This window comes from Aminipila luticellarii (assembly GCF_004103735.1).
Classification (GTDB): domain Bacteria; phylum Bacillota; class Clostridia; order Peptostreptococcales; family Anaerovoracaceae; genus Aminipila; species Aminipila luticellarii.
Map to the genome: position 1 here is coordinate 1,659,332 of NZ_CP035281.1, position 24,285 is coordinate 1,683,616.

The 24,285-nt window shown below is 41.6% G+C and carries 21 protein-coding genes and 1 pseudogene; 1 reads left to right on the forward strand and 21 read right to left on the reverse strand.

Annotation, left to right across the window (positions count from 1 at the left end; translation table 11 throughout):
- The first annotated feature begins 132 nt into the window (after positions 1-132).
- The gene (locus EQM06_RS07595; RefSeq protein WP_128745759.1) at positions 133-783 is read left to right on the forward strand and encodes a thiamine diphosphokinase; all 651 of its coding nucleotides are present in this window, start codon (positions 133-135) and stop codon (positions 781-783) included.
- Positions 784-857: 74 nt separating this feature from the next.
- On the opposite strand, the gene EQM06_RS07600 is transcribed toward EQM06_RS07595, so the two are convergent.
- The 21 genes and pseudogenes from EQM06_RS07600 to EQM06_RS07695 form a co-directional block, all read right to left on the reverse strand.
- A complete protein-coding gene (locus EQM06_RS07600) occupies positions 858-3,047 on the reverse strand; it encodes an LTA synthase family protein (protein ID WP_164914394.1) in 2,190 nt (729 codons plus the stop codon).
- 203 nt (positions 3,048-3,250) lie between these two features.
- The gene (locus tag EQM06_RS07605; RefSeq protein WP_128745761.1) at positions 3,251-3,715 is read right to left on the reverse strand and encodes a chemotaxis protein CheX; all 465 of its coding nucleotides are present in this window, start codon (positions 3,713-3,715) and stop codon (positions 3,251-3,253) included.
- Complete coding sequence (locus EQM06_RS07610; RefSeq protein WP_128745762.1) at positions 3,708-4,133, reverse strand: bacteriohemerythrin; 426 nt, start codon at positions 4,131-4,133, stop codon at positions 3,708-3,710. The genes EQM06_RS07605 and EQM06_RS07610 overlap by 8 nt, the downstream gene beginning before the upstream one ends.
- A 127-nt stretch (positions 4,134-4,260) precedes the next feature.
- Positions 4,261-5,964: a methyl-accepting chemotaxis protein gene (locus EQM06_RS07615; protein WP_128745763.1), complete on the reverse strand. Its 1,704-nt coding sequence runs from the start codon at positions 5,962-5,964 to the stop codon at positions 4,261-4,263.
- A 160-nt stretch (positions 5,965-6,124) separates the two neighbouring features.
- Positions 6,125-7,291 carry a site-specific integrase gene (locus EQM06_RS07620; RefSeq protein WP_128745764.1) on the reverse strand — a complete coding sequence of 389 codons (1,167 nt, stop codon included), beginning with the start codon at positions 7,289-7,291 and terminating at the stop codon, positions 6,125-6,127.
- Between the two features lie 301 nt (positions 7,292-7,592).
- On the reverse strand, positions 7,593-8,807 hold the full coding sequence (locus EQM06_RS07625) for an ammonium transporter (RefSeq protein WP_128745765.1): 1,215 nt from the start codon (positions 8,805-8,807) through the stop codon (positions 7,593-7,595).
- Positions 8,808-8,918: 111 nt separating this feature from the next.
- The gene (locus tag EQM06_RS07630; RefSeq protein ID WP_128745766.1) at positions 8,919-9,560 is read right to left on the reverse strand and encodes a response regulator; all 642 of its coding nucleotides are present in this window, start codon (positions 9,558-9,560) and stop codon (positions 8,919-8,921) included.
- A complete protein-coding gene (locus EQM06_RS07635; protein WP_128745767.1) occupies positions 9,547-11,442 on the reverse strand; it encodes a histidine kinase in 1,896 nt (631 codons plus the stop codon). Before EQM06_RS07635 ends, EQM06_RS07630 begins: the two co-directional genes overlap by 14 nt.
- Positions 11,443-11,562: 120 nt before the next feature.
- Positions 11,563-13,671, reverse strand: coding sequence for a polyribonucleotide nucleotidyltransferase (locus EQM06_RS07640; protein ID WP_128745768.1), 2,109 nt, complete (start codon positions 13,669-13,671; stop codon positions 11,563-11,565).
- Between the two features lie 208 nt (positions 13,672-13,879).
- Complete coding sequence (gene rpsO, locus EQM06_RS07645; protein ID WP_128745769.1) at positions 13,880-14,146, reverse strand: 30S ribosomal protein S15; 267 nt, start codon at positions 14,144-14,146, stop codon at positions 13,880-13,882.
- Positions 14,147-14,255: 109 nt separating this feature from the next.
- The gene (locus EQM06_RS07650; RefSeq protein ID WP_128745770.1) at positions 14,256-15,629 is read right to left on the reverse strand and encodes a putative bifunctional diguanylate cyclase/phosphodiesterase; all 1,374 of its coding nucleotides are present in this window, start codon (positions 15,627-15,629) and stop codon (positions 14,256-14,258) included.
- A gap of 11 nt (positions 15,630-15,640) precedes the next feature.
- The gene (locus EQM06_RS07655) at positions 15,641-16,570 is read right to left on the reverse strand and encodes a bifunctional riboflavin kinase/FAD synthetase (protein ID WP_128745771.1); all 930 of its coding nucleotides are present in this window, start codon (positions 16,568-16,570) and stop codon (positions 15,641-15,643) included.
- A gap of 3 nt (positions 16,571-16,573) precedes the next feature.
- On the reverse strand, positions 16,574-17,617 hold the full coding sequence (gene truB / locus EQM06_RS07660) for a tRNA pseudouridine(55) synthase TruB (RefSeq protein ID WP_128745772.1): 1,044 nt from the start codon (positions 17,615-17,617) through the stop codon (positions 16,574-16,576).
- A gap of 3 nt (positions 17,618-17,620) precedes the next feature.
- Positions 17,621-18,604 (reverse strand): DHH family phosphoesterase, encoded by a 984-nt coding sequence (locus EQM06_RS07665; RefSeq protein ID WP_128745773.1) that lies wholly within the window; start codon positions 18,602-18,604, stop codon positions 17,621-17,623.
- Entirely contained in the window at positions 18,588-18,995 is a 408-nt protein-coding gene (gene rbfA, locus EQM06_RS07670) for a 30S ribosome-binding factor RbfA (protein WP_128745774.1), read from the reverse strand. Before rbfA ends, EQM06_RS07665 begins: the two co-directional genes overlap by 17 nt.
- Before the next feature lie 14 nt (positions 18,996-19,009).
- Entirely contained in the window at positions 19,010-20,974 is a 1,965-nt protein-coding gene (infB, locus tag EQM06_RS13360; protein WP_408608680.1) for a translation initiation factor IF-2, read from the reverse strand.
- Positions 20,975-21,889: 915 nt separating this feature from the next.
- Positions 21,890-21,958: pseudogene (locus tag EQM06_RS13555) on the reverse strand (translation initiation factor IF-2 N-terminal domain-containing protein); the annotation flags it as partial.
- 14 nt (positions 21,959-21,972) lie between these two features.
- Positions 21,973-22,287 (reverse strand): L7Ae/L30e/S12e/Gadd45 family ribosomal protein, encoded by a 315-nt coding sequence (locus tag EQM06_RS07680; protein ID WP_128745776.1) that lies wholly within the window; start codon positions 22,285-22,287, stop codon positions 21,973-21,975.
- On the reverse strand, positions 22,271-22,546 hold the full coding sequence (gene rnpM / locus EQM06_RS07685) for an RNase P modulator RnpM (RefSeq protein WP_128745777.1): 276 nt from the start codon (positions 22,544-22,546) through the stop codon (positions 22,271-22,273). Before rnpM ends, EQM06_RS07680 begins: the two co-directional genes overlap by 17 nt.
- A 17-nt stretch (positions 22,547-22,563) precedes the next feature.
- Positions 22,564-23,667, reverse strand: coding sequence for a transcription termination factor NusA (gene nusA / locus EQM06_RS07690; RefSeq protein WP_128745778.1), 1,104 nt, complete (start codon positions 23,665-23,667; stop codon positions 22,564-22,566).
- 19 nt (positions 23,668-23,686) lie between these two features.
- Positions 23,687-24,166, reverse strand: a complete 480-nt coding sequence (locus EQM06_RS07695; RefSeq protein WP_128745779.1) for a ribosome maturation factor RimP — start codon at positions 24,164-24,166, stop codon at positions 23,687-23,689.
- Positions 24,167-24,285: the final 119 nt, after the last annotated feature.

A 24,285-nucleotide genomic window follows, 5' to 3' on the forward strand; every position in this document is an offset into this window, starting at 1 on the left:
CAACTAGCTGTTAAAAATTTCTCAATTTCCTTATAGTATAGACTTTAAAAGCACACTTTTCAAGATAATTATTTCAGAATATGATATACTTATTTTAAAAATACAGTGCAGAAAAAATAAAGAGGTAAATACATGAATAAGTGCTTTATTATCACAGGCTTTATCAACGGTAATATCAAAAATATTGCCCATATATCCAAAGAAGATTATATCATCTGTGCCGACGGCGGATACCGATTTGCCATCCGGGAAGGTATTGAACCGGATCTCCTTATCGGTGACTTTGACTCCTTTACAGAAGGCCCTCCTGACCATGTGCATACGATCACGCACCCCATAGAGAAAGACGATACGGATACAATGTTATGCATCAAATATGCGGTAGAAAAGGGCATTCATGAAATATGCCTGATCGGAGGTATGGGCGGCAGATTAGATCACACCCTATCCAATCTGCAAAGTATGGCGTGGGCGACGGAGTTTTGGCATTCCAGACATATGAAGGGAAGGACCATAAGAATGTTGGATTGTCAGAATGAAGTAATGATGCTGAAAAATGATACGCTCCAGCTTTCCGGCACTCCCGGTGAAAAAATTTCGTTGATCAGCTATTCCGATGCCTGTATGAATGTTACCGCCAAATCTCTCAAATGGAAGCTGATAAATGCTCATCTGACCAATTCTTTCCCGCTGGGAATAAGCAATGAATTCCTGACAGATCAATGTGAAATCTCTGTAGGAAACGGGTGTCTCCTCATCCTTCGTTCCAAAGATTTAGGGTGATTTAAATCCGGACAAAAAAATTGTTATAAAATTGACACAGATATGTCAATTTTATAACAATTTAACAAAACTTATTAATTAAGAACCTCTTCTCTGCTCTTCCCATCCTGATACACCTTTCGAAGTATATCATTTTGTAAAATATAAACTGAGGTATCTGAAATTTCCATAGAACGGATATAATAATCATAGAGTGGATTGATGTCCACAGCTTTTCTTGTATTCAAATCCCATGCTCTGCTGTCTTTAAAGACGCCGTCTCGAGCCATTTCAAAGCCATAACCGTTTATAAAAAAGGATCCGTAAGGCAGATACGCATGCTCTGCAACAACCCCCTTGTCGTAAGTAAACAGATTATGCCCCAGATAAATTGTATCTAAATGATCCAGCCCCAACAGATAGGCTATAGTTGGAAGAAAATCAATCTGGCCGCCGGTATTGTGAATCGTCTCCGTAATGTTTTCATCCGAATCCGGCATATGGATAATCAAAGGAATATTCATTCTGTCATCCCAGTCATATTCATGCCCCAGTAATCTTCCCATTACTTCATTCGTTTCATCAGAGGCCGGAAGCCCCATGTGATCTCCATAAATGGCAAAGATCGAGTCCTTATAAAGACCTGCCTTTTTAAATTCGTGAAATAACTCGGAAAGAGCATAATCCGTATAGGCCACACTGTTAAGATAATTCCCTACCAAAGTCCCCTGATCCTCCGGCTTAAGCTTGATAAATTTATATTTGTCCAGCATTTCAAAAGGATGATGGTTCGAAAGGGTTATGATGAAGCTATAGAACGGCTCCTGAAGCTCCTTTATATAGTTCATGGCCTGAGGATAGAACTCCGAATCCGTCAAGCCCCATCCCATCCATTCGGTCATCTTAAAATTGCCTCCCGGACGAGCGGTATCACCGATTAAGCCCCCATAATAATGGTCAAAACCCAGCTGAGGATAGATATCATCCCTATTCCAGAAATCCCTGTTTTCATGAGCATGAAGGACTGCGGTCTCGTAGCCTTGATCCTTGAGCAGCCACGGCAGCCCTCTGAAATAATTTTTCTCATAAAGCTGATATGTAAACGCTTCTATGGAGCCCATGATGGAATTATTGGTGGCAAATTCTGCATCGGAGGTATTTCCTGTACCTACCTGCTGATAATAATTATCAAAATAAACCGTTTTATCCTTAATAAGGCTGTTTAAAAACGGTGTCACTTCCTGCCCGTTATATTCCATACCTATAGCAAAGTTCTGCAGGGATTCAACCTGTATGACCACTAAATTTTTTCCTTTTGCGGCACCGAATAGCGGACCATTTTTTTCAGTTTCATAGGAGTCCTCAAACGCCATGATATGTTTCTGTCCGGACAGCCCAAATACATTGGCGGTGATATCCCCTATATGATAGGTGTAAAACTCTTGTTTAGCCATGGACTGCATAAAAGGCGAAAAAGTGCTCGTAATAATAAGAACCACAATGATAGCAATAGGTATTATCTGAGTTCTATGTCCCTTAAAGTGTTTTGTGCTTTCTCTTTTTCTTTTCCGTTCCGCTCTTTTTCTGTAGACTCTTCCCAGATACTGTTCTTTTCCATCCCTGGTATCTTTTGGCTTGACTTCTGTCAGTCCCGCTGCTTGAACATCCAATCCCGGCATTTCTTCCGAAAGTTCATTTTCATCGTAATTCATGCCTTCTGATTCTTCTAATGCCATGGCATCCAGTTCAGCCAGAATATCTCGGACAGGTTTCTCCTTTTCCTGCTGCCCGCTTAATATGTTTTCTGGTTTTTTTCCGTTTAAAAAGCTGCCGCACTTTTTTCCGTTTTCCCTGCACTGATGCAAGACCACCGCTGCAAAAATAGCTGCCGCATCCAGAAGCATAAAGAAGTTGATGGGTCTCATGATCTGTTTGATACTGGCGGTCACATCCCCCAGCATCCCAGCCGACCCCAGCATTGCCACAGAAAGATATTTATTAAAGAAGCTGCAATACGTTACATCTGCAAACATCAGCACGGACAGCAACAAATAAATGACCGCCGGAATATATTTATTCTTGAACGACTTGAACAGGCAATAGGTTATTACCCAGGAAATAATGCATATCCATATAAAATTGGACTTTACAGACATCAACGAATAAAAAATAATGAATTTCATTATTACTAAAAATACCGCTGTACATCCCACTATGCCATATTGATTTCTAAATTCCGCTGCAAATTGTTTTATTCTATCTATATAATTATTTATTTTATCCATTTTTATCTCCAAGTTCATTAATCTGACTTGATTACTATACCATAAATTTACTTGTCATTCAATCGCTGTATTTTTTTTCACCAAACCCTCACAAAAATCGGCTATGCCATTTCCTATGGAATAAAAAAAGAGGCCCTCTCATCTTGAGACAGCCTCTCCAAATATTACACCGATCATACCGGTATGATCCATCATTTTATTTATTATTCCTCAATTTTTATAGCCACACCCATATTCCCTGCTTCGGTGTGAATGGTAGAATTAATCACTTGTGAGCTTTCTTCGTCTTCATAAGGAGTCTTTCCGTCCTTCACGGATATTTTAGGGGGAAGGATATCACAGGCAATCTGCTGCTGGGAAAGCCCTGTTGCAGCGTTCCCGCAAATAATATTCGATATTTCGCCCAATGCGGACGTTACAAAATCATCTACCTTTTCGATCTCCATTCCGCACATATTTTTGACAATTTCCAAGGCCGTTTTTTCGGGAAAACAAAAACACGTCTCACCGGATATATCTCCGATCAATCCGACCGCAACAATAACCTTGTTTTTTGCAGCAGACGATTCCGGCTTTTCAGGAGCTTCTACTTCCACTTCCAGATCCAGCATGGCCTTTAACACATCCTGCGCCGCATCCGTGAAGCCCGTCATAATTTTTTCATTCATTGCCTTTCACCTGCCTTTTTTCAGCGTAATCGGCAATTTTTTGATCTTCCACCGTTACATGATTGATCAGCCACGCCAATAATTTCCCTGCAAACTGCTGCATTAACTGTTCGTCAAATCCCTTTACTGCGTACTCCTCTGCCACATCCGACACATATTGAACCATGTCATTATGTATTTTAGTGTGATTTTCCAATTCCTCATATCCAATTTTCTTCTGATAAGCTTCCTCATCTCGAAAATGCGTCACCACATAGTTTTTCATAAATTCAAGGGTCTGATTCACCTGATCCACCTTTTCATTCCACTCCACTGGTGAACGCAAGGTTTCCACAAATTCTGTCACCCGTTTAAAAAGTTCTTCGTGCTGCTGATCAATCAGTTCTACACCCACTTTATACTTTTCCTTCCAAATCATCTTATAGTGTCCTTTCTGTTTATTTTTTCTTTATCCCCGCACACCCTATTCAGTATATTTATACCATGGGCATATTTTTTTAAACTCTGTTCTTCCATTTCTGACCATATTTTTACTGCTCTGAATTTTATATGCCGCTGTTCTTTAGTTTAAACACGCTGACGCATTCTTTTAATAGATCGGCCTGTCCTGACAGTTCCTCACTGGCTGCGGCACTTTCTTCCGAAGCGGCAGCCGTACTTTGCGTCGCCTGTGAAATCTGCAAAATCCCTTGATTGATCTGTTCCATGGCAGCCGCCTGCTCATTTGAAGCAGAAGCAATATTATCGATAAGTCCGGTCACTTTTGTAATGCCGGTTACGATTTTATTCAGTTCTTCTGCAGTTTCACCGGCTGTCCTGGTCCCTTCCTCCACCTTACTAATGGAGCTTCGGATCAGTTCAGACGTTTCCTTCGCAGCCTTAGCCGACTGTCCGGCAAGGCTTCTGACTTCATCCGCGACAACCGCAAAGCCTCTTCCGTGCTGACCGGCTCTAGCTGCTTCCACCGCAGCATTGAGTGCCAAAATATTGGTCTGGAAAGCAATATCTTCAATTACTTTTATGATTTTTCCGATATTGTCTGATGAGGCATTGATTTCTTCCATTGCATGCAGCATGTTCAGCATCTGGACATTTCCGGATTCGGCTTCCGTTTTAATTTCTTTTGCAAGATTATCCGTATCCTTCGCTGTTTTAGCATTTTCTTCCGTTCGGGCCATCAGCTCTTCTAAGGATGCGGTCAATTCTTCTACAGAACTGGCCTGCTCCGTGGCTCCCTGAGAAAGTGAAATACTGGAATCCGATACAAGTCTTGCCCCGGAATCCACCTGGTTTGCGGAAGAAACGATAGAAGTGGCAAGGGTATTGAACTTTTCCACCAGACTTGACAGAGCTTTCCCCAGTACATCCTCCTCGGATCGAATGGGAACAACGACGGTCAAATCTCCTTCTGATACCCGTTTTGTCTGCTGTGCCTGCTCCATGGTGCTTGCAATGACTTCGTTAAAAGCCTGCGCCAGTTTTCCCACTTCATCCTTTCTCGAACCAAGGGCTTCCTTCCCCTCCTCATCAATGACCTTGCCTGCATCAATGTCCCCGGCCGCAAGAAGCCCGGCAAAATCCGCAAAGGTCTGCATGGGCTGGCTGATCAGCTTTGATATATACCCGCTCAAAAGCATGGACAGAATAAATGCAATGGCCATAGAAACAAGCATGGCAGCTATAGCGATCTTTGAGGAACGGCTATCCGCTTTTATTTGATTGAAAGCCAACGTGTCATTATATTCTCGAATTTCTTTAAAGGCCTGCTCTGCCTGTTGCGATGTTTCTTTTGATTCGTTGATGATCTGCAGCAGCTCCTCCTTTGTTTTTCCTGAATCAGCGGCTTCCAGTGCCTTATTGACATTTTCCGTATATTCTGCATAAACCGTTTTGAGCTGATCAAATGCTTTTTGATCTTCATCACTGCTTATGGTCTTACTGTAAAGGGTTAGATTTTCCTCTGCCGTATCCAACTGAGTTGAAACGTCCGCAGAATATGTTTTATTATCCATGCCATAGTTCATATATAAATCTCTTACCGCTGTTCTGGCTTTCAGAAAATAGACATTTGCGTTTGCAGAATATTTAATACCCAAGGTGCATTGATCATATGTTTTCTGCTGATGACCTCCGATATTAATAATGTTCGCAACGCCAATAAGACCAATAACTATACTCAAAAAGGTGATAAACAGAAATCCTGTCCTCAGCTTTCTTGCAATATTGATGTTCTCAAACCACTTTTTCATCTTGTTATATCCTTTCCTACCTAAACTTAGTAAAATAAAACCACAGCTTCCGTGAAATCACAAATAATGAATAAAAAACAATCCTTTGGGAGAATCTAATACTCAGAAATTTACCGCACTCATTCGCAGTTTAGTTGAAACTACGAAACTTTTCCAAGAGTTATTTAAATGATTGGGTTTCATACCGGCCTGACGGAGTAATTGACGGTGAATGCATGTGCTTCATATGCATTACATTAAAACGGTCAATGGCTAATTTTTTTTGCTCCATGAGCGAATGGGCATAAATATTAAGTGTAATAGAAACATTGGAATGCCCCAGTATTTCACTGAGTGTCTTAATATCAATGCCTAGTTCCAAAGCTCTTGTGGCAAAAGTGTGCCGAATCGCATGAAATTTACGGTCCTGCACGCCTGCTTTAGACAATATTCTTTTGTACATTTTCTGATAAGTTCTGGGATCCATGGGTATATCCGTACCAGAAAAAACATAATCCTCTTCGTTTAGTGACTGCATCTTAAACGGTGCAATTAATTTTAATAAAAAATCGGGAAGCGGAATTTTTCGTATAGATTTTTGGCTCTTTGGTCTGCCGATAAATAGCATGGTCTTCTTCCCGCCAGGCTGAAAATTTTTTATACGCGATACGGTTCTCATAATGACCATGGTTCCAGCTTCCAGATCCATATCCCCCCATCTGAGCCCACAAAGCTCTCCAAGCCTTATGCCTGTATAAAAACACAACAAAATTCCCATAGCCCGTTGATCCTCCCAATCGAGGATCGTGCTTTCAATTTTTCGCTGCTCCATAATGGAAAAGACCTGAACCGCGTCACATTCGCTCTTGGGCAATTTAATATTTCGCTCTATAAGGGAATACTCCTTTGAATCTTTTAAAATTTCTTTCAATGCCAGCTTAAAAACGGAAATAATTTTTCGCTTATAGGATTCGGCTAAAGAAAGATTATCCTTAATAGATTTTACAAATTGGGAAGCAGAAAGCTCTGTAATGCGTTCATGACCATTCCGGTTAAAAAAAGGAATGACGTAATTCTGCATGACGAAATAGTAGCTCCCGTAAGTAGAAGGTTTTACCCTTCCAGCAATCTCCGTTTCAAGCCACACCTCAAATAACTCTGCCGAATTTTTTGAAGAATGGTTTACCTCTTCCTGATATACTCCCTTCTCTTGATAGTTATTTTTCTTCTCCTTTATTTCTTTATAGGTTTTCGCATAAATCGAGTGATATTTTCCATCCGATTTCAAGATACGTCCTTCCCATCGTCCATCCTTACGTTTATAAACATTTTCTCCTCTGCGTGCCATTAGCTTTTTTCTCCTTTCAAATGACGTTATAATTGACGGCGAATACATGATAATAGGAGAGAAAAACTCCATATTTTCCGTATATTACCTTTATAAATATACCAAAAATACCATTTTTGTCATTATTTTTTTTAATTTGACAATTATTACTGTGTCAATATATAATGAAAAAGGGCGTAGTTTCAACTAAACTGCGACTCTTTTTAAGCACTTTTCATGTGCGATGACAAAATAGAGGAACACAAAAAACAGGCCGCTGAGAACGACCTGTTTTTAATAATTTCGTTAAATTTTACGGCAATTAAATATGATACGCTTCCTCTCTGTGGATGGAAATATCAAGCCCCATCTTTTCCTCTTCTTCACTTACGCGAACAGGCATGAAGCAGTTGATCACCTTCAATATCATATAAGTTACGACAAAAGCATAGACAGATGCGAAGATTGTTGCAAATAATTGAATGCCAAACTGATGGAAATCCCCGTAAATCAGGCCATCTACACCGTTTACCGATTTAACCGCAAAGACACCTACCAAAATGCTTCCAAGGATACCGCCGACACCGTGTACCCCCCATACATCCAAGGCATCATCCCAATCCACTTTCTGTCTGAACTGTACCGCATAATAACATACGGCACCAGCAGCGAGACCGATTAAAGCTGCGGCCCAAGGTTCTACAAACCCCGCCGCCGGAGTGATCGTTGCAAGCCCTGCTACAGAACCGGTCAAAATTCCCACAAAGCTTGGTTTTTTTTCTTTGATCCACGAGATAACAAGCCATGTAACCATAGCAACAGAAGCGCTTATATCTGTATTAATAAATGCAATGGAAGCTAATGAATCAGCAGCAAGACCTCCCCCTGCATTAAATCCGAACCATCCAAACCACAGCAATGCTGTACCTAATGCCACATGGGTTATATTATGAGGCTCGAGATCGGCTTTGCTGATCAGTTTTCTTTTTCCTACAAAGAATACCGAAGCTAGAGCAGCTAGTCCTGCACTGGCATGAACAACGATGCCTCCCGCGAAATCAACAACTCCCATCTGCTGCAGGAATCCTCCGCCCCATACCCAGTGAGCCAACGGAATATAAATTAAAATGCTCCATGCAATTAAAAATACCAAGTAACTTTTAAAATTCACTCTGTCCGCAAAAGCCCCTGTAATCAGAGCAGGCGTAATAATCGCGAACATCTGCTGATAACTGAAAAAGGTTATAAACGGAATCGTAGCACCGTAGCGCGGATTTGGAGTCATCCCTACCCCATTTAGGCATAAATATTTAAGACCTCCAATAATTCCATGAACATCTGGTCCAAATGTCAGTGAAAAACCAAATAAGAACCAAATAATCGTAACGACTCCCATAGATACAAAGCTCTGCATCATAATCGTCAATACATTTTTTCTCGATACCAGACCACCATAAAAAAACGCCAGCCCAGGTGTCATCAGACAAACCAGAGCAGCACACACGATGACAAATGCTGTATCTCCTGAATTAATCATTCTTACACTTCCCTTCAATAAAAATAAATAATAAATCTAACAAGTAAAGTGTATACAAATTGAGATACAGTTTAAATACCATAAAACCCTTAATCTCGTCAGGAAAAACCTTTAAAGCTCGATCAGATGGTTTCGCGCTGCATACAGCACCAGCTCCGTAATATTTTTAAAGTTGTGTTTTCTCATAATATTCGCTCTGTGAGTTTCTACCGTTTTAACCGATATCATCAGGAAGTCCGCAATTTCTTTATTGCTGAATCCTTCCGCAAGAAGCTTGAGCACTTCCCGCTCCCGTCCCGATAACTCTTTATTTGATTTTTCGTTCTGAAGAAATCCATTCAGCATGACAGGGGCAAGAACAGAAGAAACATATATCTCCCCGTCCATGACCTTCCGTACTGCCGTGATCAGCTCTTCAAAGGCATTTTCTTTCAGAACATACCCTTTCGCTCCATTGTTAAAAGCTTCTGCCAGCATTTCCTCGTTTTTGTGCATAGTCAAAAAAATGACTTTTAATTCCGGATAAGAATAGCTTAAATTTTTACATACATCCAGTCCGCTTTTCCTTGGCATGGATATGTCTAAAAGCAAGACATCTGCTTTTCTCTGTAAGCAAAGTGTCTCTGCTTCAATTCCGTCATCTGCCTCTCCTACTACCTCAATGTCATCTTCCTGAGATAACAGGATCTCCAAAGATTCTCTCAACATCTTATGGTCATCCGCCAAAAATATTTTTATCTTATTTTCCGTCATGAACAGGCACCTCCATCATTACGGTTGTTCCGCCTTTAATTCTGCTTGAAACCTGGAAATTGCCTCCTAACATTTTCACCCTGTCTCCCATGGATAGAATGCCCAGTCCCAGTTCATTTTCATTAACCTGAAAGCCTATTCCATCATCTGTAACTTTAAACACATACAGGTTTTTTTCAGCATGAAAAGAAATCGTCATGGAAACATTCCTGGCTTTTGAATGTTTTATTACATTTGTCAAAGCCTCCTGCAGGACCCGATAAATGTTCAATGCTATGGTATTATCAAGGGAAGGCAATTCATTTTCAATTTTTAGCCTGCAGGTGATGCCATCTAATTCATTTACTTTCTCAACCAGCGCTCTGACGGCTTCGGTCAGTCCTTTTTCTTCCAGTATCTTAGGGCCTAAATTATTTAATACCTCGCGCATTTCCTCTATAGAGGTTTCTGCCAGCTTTAATGCTTTTCCCATAATTAAGGAAAGGTGCTCATTTTCTTCTTCTTTTATTTGTTTTTTGGTTAATCCAAGCATTAATTTTAAAGCAGCCAGACTCTGGCCCACACCATCGTGCAGATCTCTTGCCAATTTTTTTCTCTCCTGTTCCTCTGTGACCACAAGGAGCCTTGCCTGCTTTCTCAGCAGGTTATTCTTTTCTTTTATTTCTGCTTCAAATCCAGATATTTCTATATATTTTTCCCACGAATAATAGTCTTCAAATTCTACGATGTTCAGTCCTTTTTCCTCTTCCTCCGGGGTAACTCTGAGACCAATCGTTTTATTCAATATCAGGAACATGATATAAGACAGTCCGAACACCCATACGAAATTTGCCAGAATTCCAATAACCTGAACGCCAAACTGTGAAATCCTGTCCGGCAGATTCAGATATTGTTCCTCAATAAAAAAGGGCAACAGCAGGCACCCCGCGATACCTCCCACCAGGTGAGCCGGAATGGCATTTACTGCATCATCCAATTTCCATCTTTCCAGTAGATATCTTGAAGTATCCACGATGATTCCCGTAATAAAACCGATTTCTACAGCAGCTATTGGTGTGCAGTAAAAAGCTGCCGCTGTAATCGCGACAAGGCCTCCTAAAACTCCGTTAAATAACGAAACCAGATATCCTCCGTTTCTTTTCATTATAAAATTCAAAATCAAAGCTCCCGCCATGCCCGACGCAGCAGATAAATTGGTATTTAAAACCGCGAGCCCCACTTCTTCCGAAAACCGGAATGTGCTGCCGCCGTTAAACCCCATCCAGCCGAACCATAATATGAAGACGCCTAAAGTCGCAATTGGAATATTAGACCTTCCCGAAGTAGCTTTTTTACGGCCTCCCACTGCTGATATTCCTGCCAGGGCGATAAATCCGGCCGTAACATGTACGACAGAAGCCCCTGCACAATCGATATAGCCCATTTTCTGCAGCCATGTATTTTGATCGAGAAAATTTCCGCCCCATACCCAATGTCCATATACGGGATAGATCAGTATGCTGCTTACAAAGGCCGCGATCTGCAAGGGAATGATCTTTGTTCGTTCCGACATGGCTCCCGCAAAAATAGTTACCGCGACCCCTGCAAACATTAATTCTATGAAAACGAAAGCAAATCCCAGAGGATTCTGTGAAGTAATATGCTTCAACCCCCAGAGACTCACGCCTACCATTCCGTGAAAGGTTTTTCCAAACATGAGCGGAAATCCCACCAAGCAGAAACAAATCGTAGTGACCATAAAGGTAAGCAGATTCTCAATGGATACAAAGATGACATTCTTACTTTGGATAAAACCTACTTCTAAGCAGGTTAAACCCGCCTGCATAAAAAAAACAAAACAACCACAAATGACTATCCAAATTATATCCAAGCTTAATTCCATGCTCAGTTACCTCTTTATCCTGAAATAATAGAATCATTATACTTCACCGTGCAATATATGTCAAAAGGCAGAGAATCACAAGATTCTCTGCCTTTATTATCATAATCGTTTCAACTGATTTTAAAGCAATTCTTTTCGGGAAAGGTTGATTCTGTTCTGACTGTCGATTTCAGTAACCTTCACCGTTACAGTATCTCCGATATTCATCACATCTTCCACCTTTTCTACTCTTTCCTTGGCCATCTTTGAAATGTGAAGAAGTCCTTCCTTGCCCGGTAATATTTCAATGAAAGCACCAAAGTTCATAATTCTTGTAACCGTACCTTCATAGATTTCTCCTACTTCTACGTCCTTAGTAAGAAGCTCAATCTGCTTTTTAGCAGCTTCCGCTCCTTCCATATTCGGGCTGTAGATGCTGATCAGCCCCGGAATGTCATCCGAAATGTCGATCTTGACCCCTGTTTCGTCGATGATCCTGTTAATGGTCTTTCCTCCGGGACCGATAACGATTCTGGTCTTGTCCGGATCAATATTTAAGGTAATAGCTCTCGGCGCATAAGCGGACATTTCTTCTCTTGGAGCCGGGATTTCATCCAGCATTTCCTTCATGATGTGCATTCTTCCTTCTTTTGCCTGTTTTAAAGCATCCTGCAAAATCTCTCTGGAGAGTCCATGCACTTTGATATCCATTTGAATCGCTGTAACTCCCACTTCCGTACCGGTTACCTTAAAGTCCATATCGCCTAAGAAATCTTCCATACCCTGTATATCGGAAAGAATCGCAATCTTACTGCTGCCATCCTCTTCCACTCTTTCGATAAGACCCATTGCGATACCGGAGACCGGTCTCTTAATCGGAACTCCCGCATCCATCAGCGCAAGGCATGAACCACAAGTCGAGCCCATAGAAGTCGAACCGTTTGAGGACAGTACTTCCGATACGACACGAATCGCATACGGGAATTCTTCTACGCTTGGCAGTACCGGAATTAATGCCCTTTCCGCTAATGCACCATGTCCGATTTCTCTTCTTCCCGGGCTTCTGGAGGTTCTGGCTTCTCCTACAGAATATGCCGGGAAATTGTAATGATGCATATATCTCTTTTCTGTATCCTCTGTAATGCCGTCAATGACCTGAGCTTCCGAGGCCGGTGCCAGCGTGCAAACAGAAAGGACCTGAGTCTGCCCTCTCTTGAACAGGCCTGTACCATGCGTTCTCGGTAAGATGCCTGTCTCACACCAGATCGGTCTTATTTCCGTAGTCTTTCTGTTATCCGGTCGGATCCCTTCATCCAAAATCATGGAACGAACATTTTCCTTGGTAATATTATAAAGTACACCAGCAATATCTTTTCCGTTTTCCGGATAAACCTCTGCAAAATGTTCCTTTGTTTCTACTTCGACCGCATCCATATTGTCCAGTCTCTCAAGCTTATCCACTGTTTTAATAGCCGCTTTCATTTTGTCAATGGCAAAGGCTCTTACAGCCTGATCGATTTCCTCCGGAATTTTATAAAGCTCTACTTCCAGCTTTGGTTTGCCTACCTCTGCAATAATTTCTTCAATAAAATCTACTAATTTTTTAATTTCCTCATGCGCAAACATGATGGCGTCCAGCATGGTTTCTTCCGGAACTTCTTTTGCCCCGGCTTCCACCATCATAATAGCCTCTTTCGTACCGGAAACAACTAAATGCATCTCGGATTTTTCCCGCTGCTCCAAGGTAGGGTTCACGATGAATTCCCCATCGATCATTCCCACAAGAACGGAAGCTGTCGGACCTTCCCACGGAATATCCGAAATAGAAAGTGCAATAGAAGATCCCAGCATTCCTACGATTTCCGGTGAGCAGTCCGGATCCACACACATAACGGTAGCCACAACGACTACATCATTATAATATCCTTTCGGGAAAAGGGGCCTGATCGGCCGGTCTATCAGTCTGGAATTCAAAATAGCCTTTTCGCTTGGCCTTCCTTCTCTTTTTATAAAACCGCCCGGAATCTTTCCGGCGGCATACATTCTTTCTTCATAATCAACACTAAGCGGGAAAAAGTCAATGTCCGGTCTTGGCTCTTTTGATGTACAGCAGGTTACATTTACCACTGTATCACCATATCTAAGCATAGCCTGTCCATTGGCCTGTTCACAAACCTTACCGATCTCCACTTGCAGCAATCTTCCGCCTAACGCTGTTCTAAACGTCCTGTAATCTTCAAATCTCGCCATATTAACAACTACCTCCTGTTAATCCTTGCTCTATTTTTTCCAATCTGCATCGTATTATGCATGATTAAAAAAGCCTCTGTGAGGCGCTTTAGCTCCCATTCGGTCACCTCAATGGCAGCCCTTTATGAAATGCTGTCCATATCGTAAAGGATATGTCCTTCGTTATATAAAATAAAAGCGGAGCTATATGCCCCGCTTGTATTTCTGATTACTTTCTTAATCCTAAACGTGCAATAAGACTTCTATATCTCTCAATATCCTTATCCTTTAGGTAATTAAGAAGGTTTCTTCTCTGTCCAACCATCTTTAAAAGACCTCTTCTTGAGTGATGGTCTTTCTTATGAATCTTCAAATGCTCATTTAAATCGTTAATTCTGTAAGTGAGAACTGCAATCTGCACTTCAGGGGAGCCGGTGTCTCCTTCTTTTAACTGATATTCTTTAATAATTTCTGCTTTCTTTGTCTGATCAATCATGTTTTATTCTCCTTTTCTTCATTCACCTTTGCCGGGTCTTCGTCGGAGTTTCGAGAAACTAAGCAAAAGGCAATTATACGTTGACAATTAATCATACCATGATCGGATGTTATTGTCTAGTAATTTTTATCAGCTTCTTAAAAGCTTCCAGCGGCATAGGCTTGGCAAAATAATATCCCTGAGCCACATCACAATTCATAGATTTTAAGGATTCAGCCTGCTCCTTTGTTTCGATTCCCTCTGCAACGATTTCCAGATTTAATTCTTTGGACATCTGAATCACACTGTTGATGATCTTTTTGCCCTTCTGGCTGTCAAAAGTCTCAGACAGGAACTCTTTGTCTATCTTTATAATGTCAGCCGGCATATCCTTTAAAATACTAAGCGACGAGTATCCGCTGCCAAAATCATCTATGGATACATAGAACCCCGCAGATTTTAGATCGTTGATTATTTTTATAATCCTTTCTGTGCTCCGTTCCAATGTTCCTTCCGTTATTTCAACCTCCAGGCTGTCTGTTTCAAGGTTATATCTTTCGGCGATTGCGATCAGCTCTTTCACGATATTTTTCCTGCCCAAAGTCACTCTTGAAATATTGACAGAAATTCTGGGGATATTTAATATTCCGGCCCGTTTCCACTTTTGCAGCTCCTGACAGGTCGCTTCAAATATGTACATATCCAGTTTTTCAATAAACCCATTTTCTTCGAACAAGGGAATGAACATCATCGGGGACAGCAGTCCCATCTCCGGATGATGCCATCTTACCAAAACTTCAGCACCGCTCATAGATTCGTCCGACAAGGAGTATTTCGGCTGCATACAAAGAACAAATTCACCGTGCAGAAGTCCTGCCTCCATCCCAATCGTAATCTTCTTTTTCAGTTCCATATTCCGATCCATTTCCGGCGTATATTCCGCAATAGGGTTTCCGACTTTTCCCTTTACCGTTTTCTTTGCTATATTCGCATAATCCAGCATGACCGATATATTTTTCGTGGGCTGATGAATAACGTAAGCTCCAATGCTCAAGGTCAAATCATAATCCGACCCCAAAAGCTGTTTCACATACCACTTTAATTCCTGATCATCTGACAGGGATTCAAATATTCTTTCTTTATTGCAGGTTCTGCTGATAAACACAAAATTATCTGCTGTTCTTCTGGCATTCAGCGTGATTTCTCCCGGCAGAAGCCTTTCTATATGCTCTGCCAAAAGCTTGAGCACCTTATTGCCTGCATCATATCCATAAATATCATTAATATATTTAAAATTATTTACGTCAATACTCACCAGCATAAACTCATCCGGTTTTGCATTATCCAGCAAAGCTCTGGCATCCACTTGAAATCTGGCTGGGGACGCCTTCCCTGTATTGCTGTCAACGTACAAAAAAGCTTTGAGCTTTCTGTTACTTGTCTCGATGACCAGAAGTAATATGGCTAAAAAAATGATGATCAGCCCGCTCCAATCTTTTATCATATACCCCACCGCTATCTAGTTCTTCTATGATAATCTTTTGCCATAATACAATCGCTTGTAATCTGCTTAGATAATTCCTCTACACTTGCAAACTTTCTTTCATCTCTGGTCTTTTCCAGAAATTCGACACGAATCGTCTTGCCGTATAACTCTTTATTAAAATTAAAGATATGAGTTTCCACATTTTTTTTATAGTTCCCGATTGTCGGTTTCACACCTACATTGGTTACGCTTGGATATCTCTTGCCGTTATAGGTGCAATACGTAACATATACACCGTTTGGAGGAGTCACCATACTTTCGTCAATAATCAGGTTTGAGGTGGGAAATCCGATGGTTCGTCCGATTTTATTGCCAACCACCACCTCACCACCTATGGCATAATTCCTGCCCATATATTTCATGCACTGATCTACTCTTCCTTCTGCTATCAGATTCCTGATAAAGGTGCTGCTCACTAAATTGCCGTCGATTTGAAACGGTTCCAATACGTGAATGCCAAAACCCTTTTGTATCCCCTCGTGCATTAAAACTTCCGGTGTGCCTTCTGCCTTGTACCCAAATTTGTAATTAAAGCCGCAATAAGCCTGCTTCATATTGAACTTTCCAATCAAAACGTGATCTATAAAATCAATGGGCTTCATCTGGCGTATCTGTTCATCAAAAGGAATATTAAATAAATAGTCTACTCCTAAATTTTCAATAATCTTTGCCTTTTCATCAAAATATAAAATATTTTTAACAATAAGCTCACCGCAGTTCACATTCTTGGGATGATTTGAAAAAGTAAAAACAGCACTTTTTAAGTTAGCTGCTTCTGCTGTTTTTACAGTCCTTGCAATAAGAGCCTGATGCCCTTTATGCACCCCATCAAAATTTCCTAGGGCAACTACAGTATTTTCTATATTCTTAATTTCGTCTAACCTGTTGAAAATGATCATTTTTTATCCTCTGCCAAATACCTTATCTGCTTTAAAATTCTTCGTATGTTCATTAAAAAAAGCCACTCCGAGAAAGGCTTCTCTGCCGTTTATGTCCATATAAGCGTTATACGCCTGCCTGAATTCATTTCTGACTTCAATCGGGGGCTTTTCCTCCATGAATTGGGGATAGCTTTTGACGGTTACCTGTTTTTCATTGACATAGCCCCCATCGCAAAACCATTTTACTCGATCTTCATCTACTATGATTTTGCCAAAATGGGTCAATGGAAAATCCACAGGCACAATAAAGCGGTTCAGCTCTTCCGGTAGTGCTCTGGCATATTCTACAATTCTGCCTGTATCCGGATCTCTTTTATCCTGCCCCTGTTTCAGTGCTTTTAAGCTCTCCAGATCCACCGATTTTTCCACCGTAAAGGCTCCGCTGGCCGTTCTGATCAGGCCGCTCATGCATGCCCCGCATTTTAAGGCTGCACCGATATCTCTGCACATGGAACGAATATAGGTTCCCTTTGAGCATGTGACCTCAAAGGTAAATTTTTTCTCATCCAGGGAGAGTTCCTTTAAGCTTATATCTTTAATATACACCCGCCTTGAAACGATTTCAACTGTTTCCCCTGCTCTGGCATATTCGTAGAGCTTGCGTCCGTTTACTTTCAGGGCGGAATATTTAGGCGGTATCTGCTCTATCAACCCCTTAAAGGTTTCCAACGTACGCTTTACCGTTTCCTCCGAGATATTTCCATTCTGGATCAATTCTTCGGTCCCGGCTATATTTTCTGAGACCGTTTCTCCCCATACATCAAGCGTATCTGTTTCTATTCCAAGAAGGATTTCACAAGTATATTTTTTCAAGTCCAAATCGAGATATTCGGTTATCCTTGCGGCACTTCCTATGCAGACAGGCAGAACCCCCGTAGCCATTGGATCCAGCGTTCCTGTATGACCGACACGCTTTATCCCGGTCAAACTTCTTACAATATTGACACAATCGTGGGAAGTGTAATTCTTTGGCTTATTAATATTAATAATTCCCTGTTCTATCATTTGCTACCCTTTCAGATATTCTTCTGCTAACCGCATCATTTCCTGCTTTGTGTCTTCATAGCTTTTCATCACCGTGCAGCCTGCCGCTCTGGCATGGCCGCCCCCATTCAGCTTCTGACTTATTTCCGCTACATTAATATATTTCTTGGAACGCATGCTGACCTTGCACTTCTCCCGGCTCACTTCTTTTACAAAAATAGCGAGTTCTATCCCTGAAATATCGCGTAAGGTTTCAACCATGCCTTCTGTTTCTTCCATCCTGCCTTCCGTTTCCTCCAGCATTTCCTGTGTCACACCGCAAATAGCAGCTTCTCCGCCGGCAAATACGGTTATCTGTTCTAATATTTTTGTTTGAAGAAGCAGTTTTTCCAGCCGGTTGTTTTGATAAAGCTCCACACTGATTTCATTATAATCGACCCCATAATCCCACAATTCGGCTGCAATCAGGTGCGTTCTTTTCGTGGTATTGGAGTACTGGAAATTACCTGTATCCGTAGTAATTGCGGCAAATATAGCCGAAGCAATGTCTTTATCCACCTCTACAGGCAATTCCTTTAGCAATTCATATATGATTTCACCTGTGGCGGAAGCTGTCGGGTCTATAAAATTAAAATCAGCAAAAGGTTCCGTTGTAACATGATGATCAATACACCCCTTTTGCTTTCCTTCAAAAAACTTTTCTTTTCTTTCCCTGAACCGATCCACATCACCACAGTCAATGCACAGACAAATATCAGGATTCTCTATAATATGATTATCGTAGGTACAATAGCCTTTGTCCAAAAACCGCAAAAAAGCCGCCACATCATCTTCAATAAGGATATGCGCCTGCTTTCCAAGTTTTCGGAGTGCTATACACAGAGCCACGGAAGACCCCAGCGTGTCGCCGTCCATATTGATATGGGTAAACAGCAACACACTTCTTGAAGCCATCAAAATCTCTGCAATTTCTTTTAATGTATTATTTGCTTTATTCATCTTCTTCATCCGGTTCTTCTTCTTTATAATTCTCTATTCCCAGACTGCTTATCAATTCTGAAATATGCCTTCCATACTCCATGGAAGTATCCATCTTAAAAATCAGTTCAGGAACATGTCTTAATTTAATACTCTTACCAATTTCCCTTTTTATCAGACCTTTTGCACTTTTAAAAGCGGCAAGGACCTCTTCTCTTTCCTTCTGTGCCTTTTCTTCATCGTTACTGCTGTTCAGTACGGTAACGTATACCGTAGCATAACTGCCGTCAGAGGTGACCTCCACAGCAGATATGCTAACAAATCCTGATAATCTTGGGTCTTTAATTTCTCGCAGAAGTAATTCTCCAATCAATTTTTTAATTTCTTCACCGAGACGGCCTTGTCTATACCCTTTACCCATTACCAATTACCTTCCTATTTTCTTTCTACCTCTACCATCTGGAAGCATTCGATAATGTCCCCTTCCTTCAGGTCATTGTAATTTTCAAAACCAATACCGCATTCAAATCCATGCTGTACTTCTCTTGCATCATCCTTAAATCTCTTCAAAGATGAAATCTTGCCTTCGTGGTAAACGATACCATCACGAACCAAACGGATATCCGCATTTCTTACGACCTTACCTTCCGTTACATACGCTCCGGCAACCGTACCGACTCCCGGTACTTTAAAGGTGGTTCTCACTTCTACTTTACCCAAAAGCTCCTCTTTAAATTCAGGATCCAGCATACCCTTCATAGCGGCTTCCACATCATCTATCACATTGTAGATAACTCTGTACGTTCTGATTTCAACGCCTTCCCGCTCTGCCATAGTGGAAACTGCCGTACTTGGCCTTACATTAAATCCAATAATGACCGCTCCGGAAGTGCCCGCCAGCATTACATCGGACTCTGTTATCGTTCCTACGCCGGAATGGATGATCTTAACCCGAACATTTTCGTTTTTAAGTTTTTCAAGGGAGGATTCCAATGCTCCCACGGAGCCCTGTACATCCCCTTTGATGATCAGGTTCAGTTCTTTTATTTCACCCTCCTGAATCTGTGAGAATAACTGCTCCAGTGTGGTACTGGAATTTCTGGCAAGAACTTCTTCTCTCAGTTTCACCTTTCTGGACTCGGCAATTTCTCTCGCCACTTTATCTTCCTGAACGGCATGGAACACATCTCCGGCTTCCGGAACATCTGTCAGACCTAAAATCTCAACAGCTGTAGCCGGGCCGGCCTTTTTGATGGTATCTCCCTTAAAGTTGGTCATCAGCCTGATTCTTCCGCTGCTGGTTCCCGCAACTACGCTCATACCGGACTGAAGAGTCCCGTTGGTTACAAGCAGGGTAGCAACCGGACCCTTTGATTTGTCCAGTCTCGCTTCGATAACCGAACCCATAGCAAGTCTGTTCGGATTTGCCTTAAGTTCCATAACTTCTGCTTGAAGCAGTACCATTTCCAGCAGATTTACAATACCTTCACCTGATTTTGCGGAAACAGGAACCGCAATGGTATCCCCGCCCCAAGCTTCAACCAGTATGCCGTACTCCGTCAAATCCTGCATGACCTTATCTGGATTTGCTCCCGGCTTATCAATTTTATTGATTGCTACGATAATCGGAACACCTGCCGCCTTAGCATGGCTGATCGACTCTATAGTCTGCGGTTTAACACTGTCATCTGCCGCAACGACCAAAATGGCAATATCCGCACCGTGAGCCCCTCTGGCTCTCATGGCAGTAAAGGCTTCATGTCCCGGTGTATCTAAGAATACAATTTTCTGTCCGTTTATCATAACCTCTGAGGCACCGATGTGCTGAGTAATTCCACCGGATTCGGAGGCAGTCACATTGGTCTTTCGGATGGCATCCAGCAGGGAAGTCTTCCCGTGGTCTACGTGACCCATAACCGTCACAATCGGCGGTCTCGGCTTTAGATCTTCCGGCTTATCTTCAAAGGTCTCCAGGCCTTCTTCAATGGTTTCTTCCTCCACGTTGCCGATTACAATGTTCACACCCAGTTCATCAGCCAATACCAGAACCGTATCTTCGTCAATATTCTGGTTTATATTTGCCATAATGCCCAGCTTCATCAGCTTCATGATTACGGTTGAAGTAGATATTTCAAGCTGCTCACAAAAACCGGCTACGGTTATCGGCACATTGATTACCTTTGTTCCTACTGGAAGCTCTTCCATGCTTACTTCTGGCTCCTCTACTACCTTTGGTCTCTGTTGGTGTCTTTTTGGCTTCGGTGCCTTTTCAAGGGATCTTGTTTTTGTCCCCTGCTTTGGCTTTCCGCCCTTCTCTAATTTAGCAAATTTGTCTCTTTCCTTATCCTTTTCTTTCTCGTCTCTCTTTATAGTAGGCTTTGAAACAATAGGTGCCGGAATATCGCTTCCCTTGTCGTGAGCCCGGTCGTTTCTCTGGAATGGCTTTTTATCATTGTTTCTATGATCCCTTGAGTCCGAATCCTTATCTTTATTATAATAAGGCCTGTCTCCCGCTGCTCTCGGCGGTCTGCTGTCATTATTTCTCGGATAATTTCCCCTGCCGTCGTTTCGGTAATCTCTTCTCGGTCCATTATCATTTTTACCGTCCCGATTATCTCTTCTCGGTCCGTTATCGCTTCGATTGTCTCTTCTTGGTCCGTTATGGTTATCATTTCTTCCGTCCCGTCTCTGATAGTCATTTCTGGAACCGTTCTGTCTGTTCTCTTCCGTTTTTCCCTGTTCTCTTCTCTGGGCTTCGGCCTTTCGCTTTGCTTCAGCCTTTTCCTTCTCGATTCTTTCCGCTTCAGGATCAAACTTCTTAAGAATCTTCAGTTTCTGAGGTCCCTCCTGAATCGGTTCAGGCTTTTCCGGTTCCTGCTTTTTCTGCTCCTTGACTTCTTCCTTTTTTATCTCGGACACCTTTGCTTTCTCTACTGGATGCTGTGCCTGTTTCTCTTCAAACTCTTTCGGCACCACTGGTTTTCCCACCGGAGGTTTCGATTTTGCCGTTTCCATATCCTTTGGTACCGGTTTTCCCACAGGCGGTTTTTGTACCGGTGCACTTTTCCCCTGATTTTTTGTTGGATGCTGCGCCTTTGCCGTTTTAGATGCAGGACTTACTGTCAATTTTGCTGCTGCCTTCACTACGATTCTCGGTTCCTCCTCTATTTCTTCTTTCTCTACTTTCTTCGGTGCGGCTTTAACAATCTTTGTCTCCGCACTGGACCTGCTCTTATTTATTGTATTTCTCACTGAAATTGCATCAATATCAGATAGTCCGCTCATATGACTTTTTGCTTCAATCCCCATCGCATTGATTTTCTCCAGCAATTCTTTGCTGTTCATATTCAATTCCTTTGCCAATTCATGGATTTTTATTGTCATTAGAACACCTCCTTCTATATAGACCGATCTTCATCAATCTCTTTTAAAATGACGTTTGCAAAATTTTGATCCGTTATTCCAAATACTCCCCTTCCCGTAGTTCCGCAAGCTTGTGACAGCTCATCACAGGTGCTGTATATGCGATACACGATATTGCTTTCATTTGCAGAATGAATAAGCTTTTTCACTGTGTTTTCAGAAACATCACCCGCTATAATTAAAAGTTTTAACTTTTTTTTATTCATAGCCAACAGGCATGTGTTATAGCCCATAATCAAATTTCTTGAGCGTTTAGCAAATCCCAAGTAACTATCAATCTTTTTTCTCATATTTTTTTAATTCCTCAAACAACTTTTCCAGCTGTTCCGAATGGAGTTCCATCTCCAGATTCCGACCTATGGCCTTCCTTTTCTGTGCTTTTTCAAAGCATTGGGTATTCGGGCACAAATACACGCCCCTTCCTTTTGCTTTTCCTGTTACATCAATAGAAACCTCTCCTCCATATCCGGCGATTCGAATCAGCTGATTTTTCGGTTTAGATTCCATGCATCCCACACAGCGCCTCATCGGTATTTTTTTAGCTTTCAAGGCATTCACCCCAATTCTTATTCTTCATCCTCGAAATCATCCAGTGCTTCCTCCGGTTCATCGTATTCAACGATTTCCACAGGGTCTGAAAAATACTGAGAATGACTCTTAATATCAATTTTCCAACCGCACAGCTTTGCCGCAAGCCGGACATTCTGCCCTTCTTTGCCAATGGCAAGAGACAGCTGATAATCCGGAACAATTGCCACCGCAGTCTTTTCCTCTTCATTCACAATGACCTTTTCCACTTTAGCCGGACTTAAAGCACTACTGATAAGTTTTTCCGGATCGTCGCTCCAATTAATAATGTCTATCTTTTCGCCAAACAGCTCGTCAACGATCACCTGAACCCTGCTTCCTCTCGGTCCCACGCATGCTCCTACCGCATCTACGTTTTCATCAAGAGCATACACGGCCATTTTTGTCCTAGAGCCTGCTTCTCTGGAAATACTTTTTATTTCAATAACACCATCCTGTATTTCCGGCACTTCCAGCTCGAATAACCGCTTAACAAGCCCCGGATGGGACCTGGAAAGATATACCTGAGGCCCCTTGGTGGTCTTTTTCACATCCATGATGTACACTTTGATTCTTCCGTTAATTTCATAGGTTTCTCCCGGCACCTGCTCTGTTGCGGCCAAAATGCCCTCGGTTTTTCCCATATTTATAAAAATAGTGTCGTTACTTATCCTATGGACCTGCCCTGTAATGATTTCACCCTGTCTGTTGATGTAATCGTCAAAAATCATTCCCCGCTCTGCTTCTCTGATTCTCTGAACAACTACCTGTTTCGCTGTCTGTGCGGCGATTCTTCCAAAATCCTTTGGGGTCACCTGATATTCGATGGCATCTCCGATTTTATACCTCGGATCAATTTCCAGTGCATCCTCCAGCGATATTTCTATGAGATCTTCCCAGACCTCTTCTACCACATCCTTTTTCATAAAAACATCGATGTCGCCTGTTTCTCTGTCGATATTGACTCTCACATTCTGAGAAGTTCCATAGTTCTTTTTATAAGCTGATACCAATGCAGATTCAATTGCTTCAATAAGGACATCTTTAGAAATTTCTTTTTCTTTCTCAAGTTCTTCGATGGCCTTTATAAATTCTCTGTTCATTTTTCCGCAAAACCTCCTTCTAAAATATTACGGCTAATTTTGTTTTAGCTACTTTGCTCATAGGAATTTCTACACGTTTCGTATTTTCATCTATAAGAACAAGATGCTCCTCTATAATTCCCACAAGCTCTCCTGTGATCTTTTTCTTTCCATCAACCGCCTGATACAAATTGACATCCACCTGTTTTCCCGCATATCTTATAAAGTCTTTTTCCTTAAGCAGCTCTCTATCCATTCCTGGAGATGAAATCTCCAGATAATAATTTTGTTCAATCGGATCCGATGCATCCAGTTTTTCGCTTAAGAACCTGCTTACCATCTCACAATCATCTGTACTGATATATTCTTCCTCAGTGCCTTCGGCTTTATCAATATAAACTCTCAAAAACCAATCTTTTGCTTCCTTTACAAATTCCACATTATAAAGTTCCAAACTATTTTCCTTTAAAAATGGGGTTAATATTTCTTCAACTAAGTCTTTTATTTTTATCTTAGCCATCTCGTTCCCTTCACATTCTCTCTATTTTCGTCTTCGATTTAATTTCTACAAAAGTAGAAGAGTGGACAATGCCCACTCTTCTAAAAATAAGTCTAAAATTAACAACTTATTTAAGGATA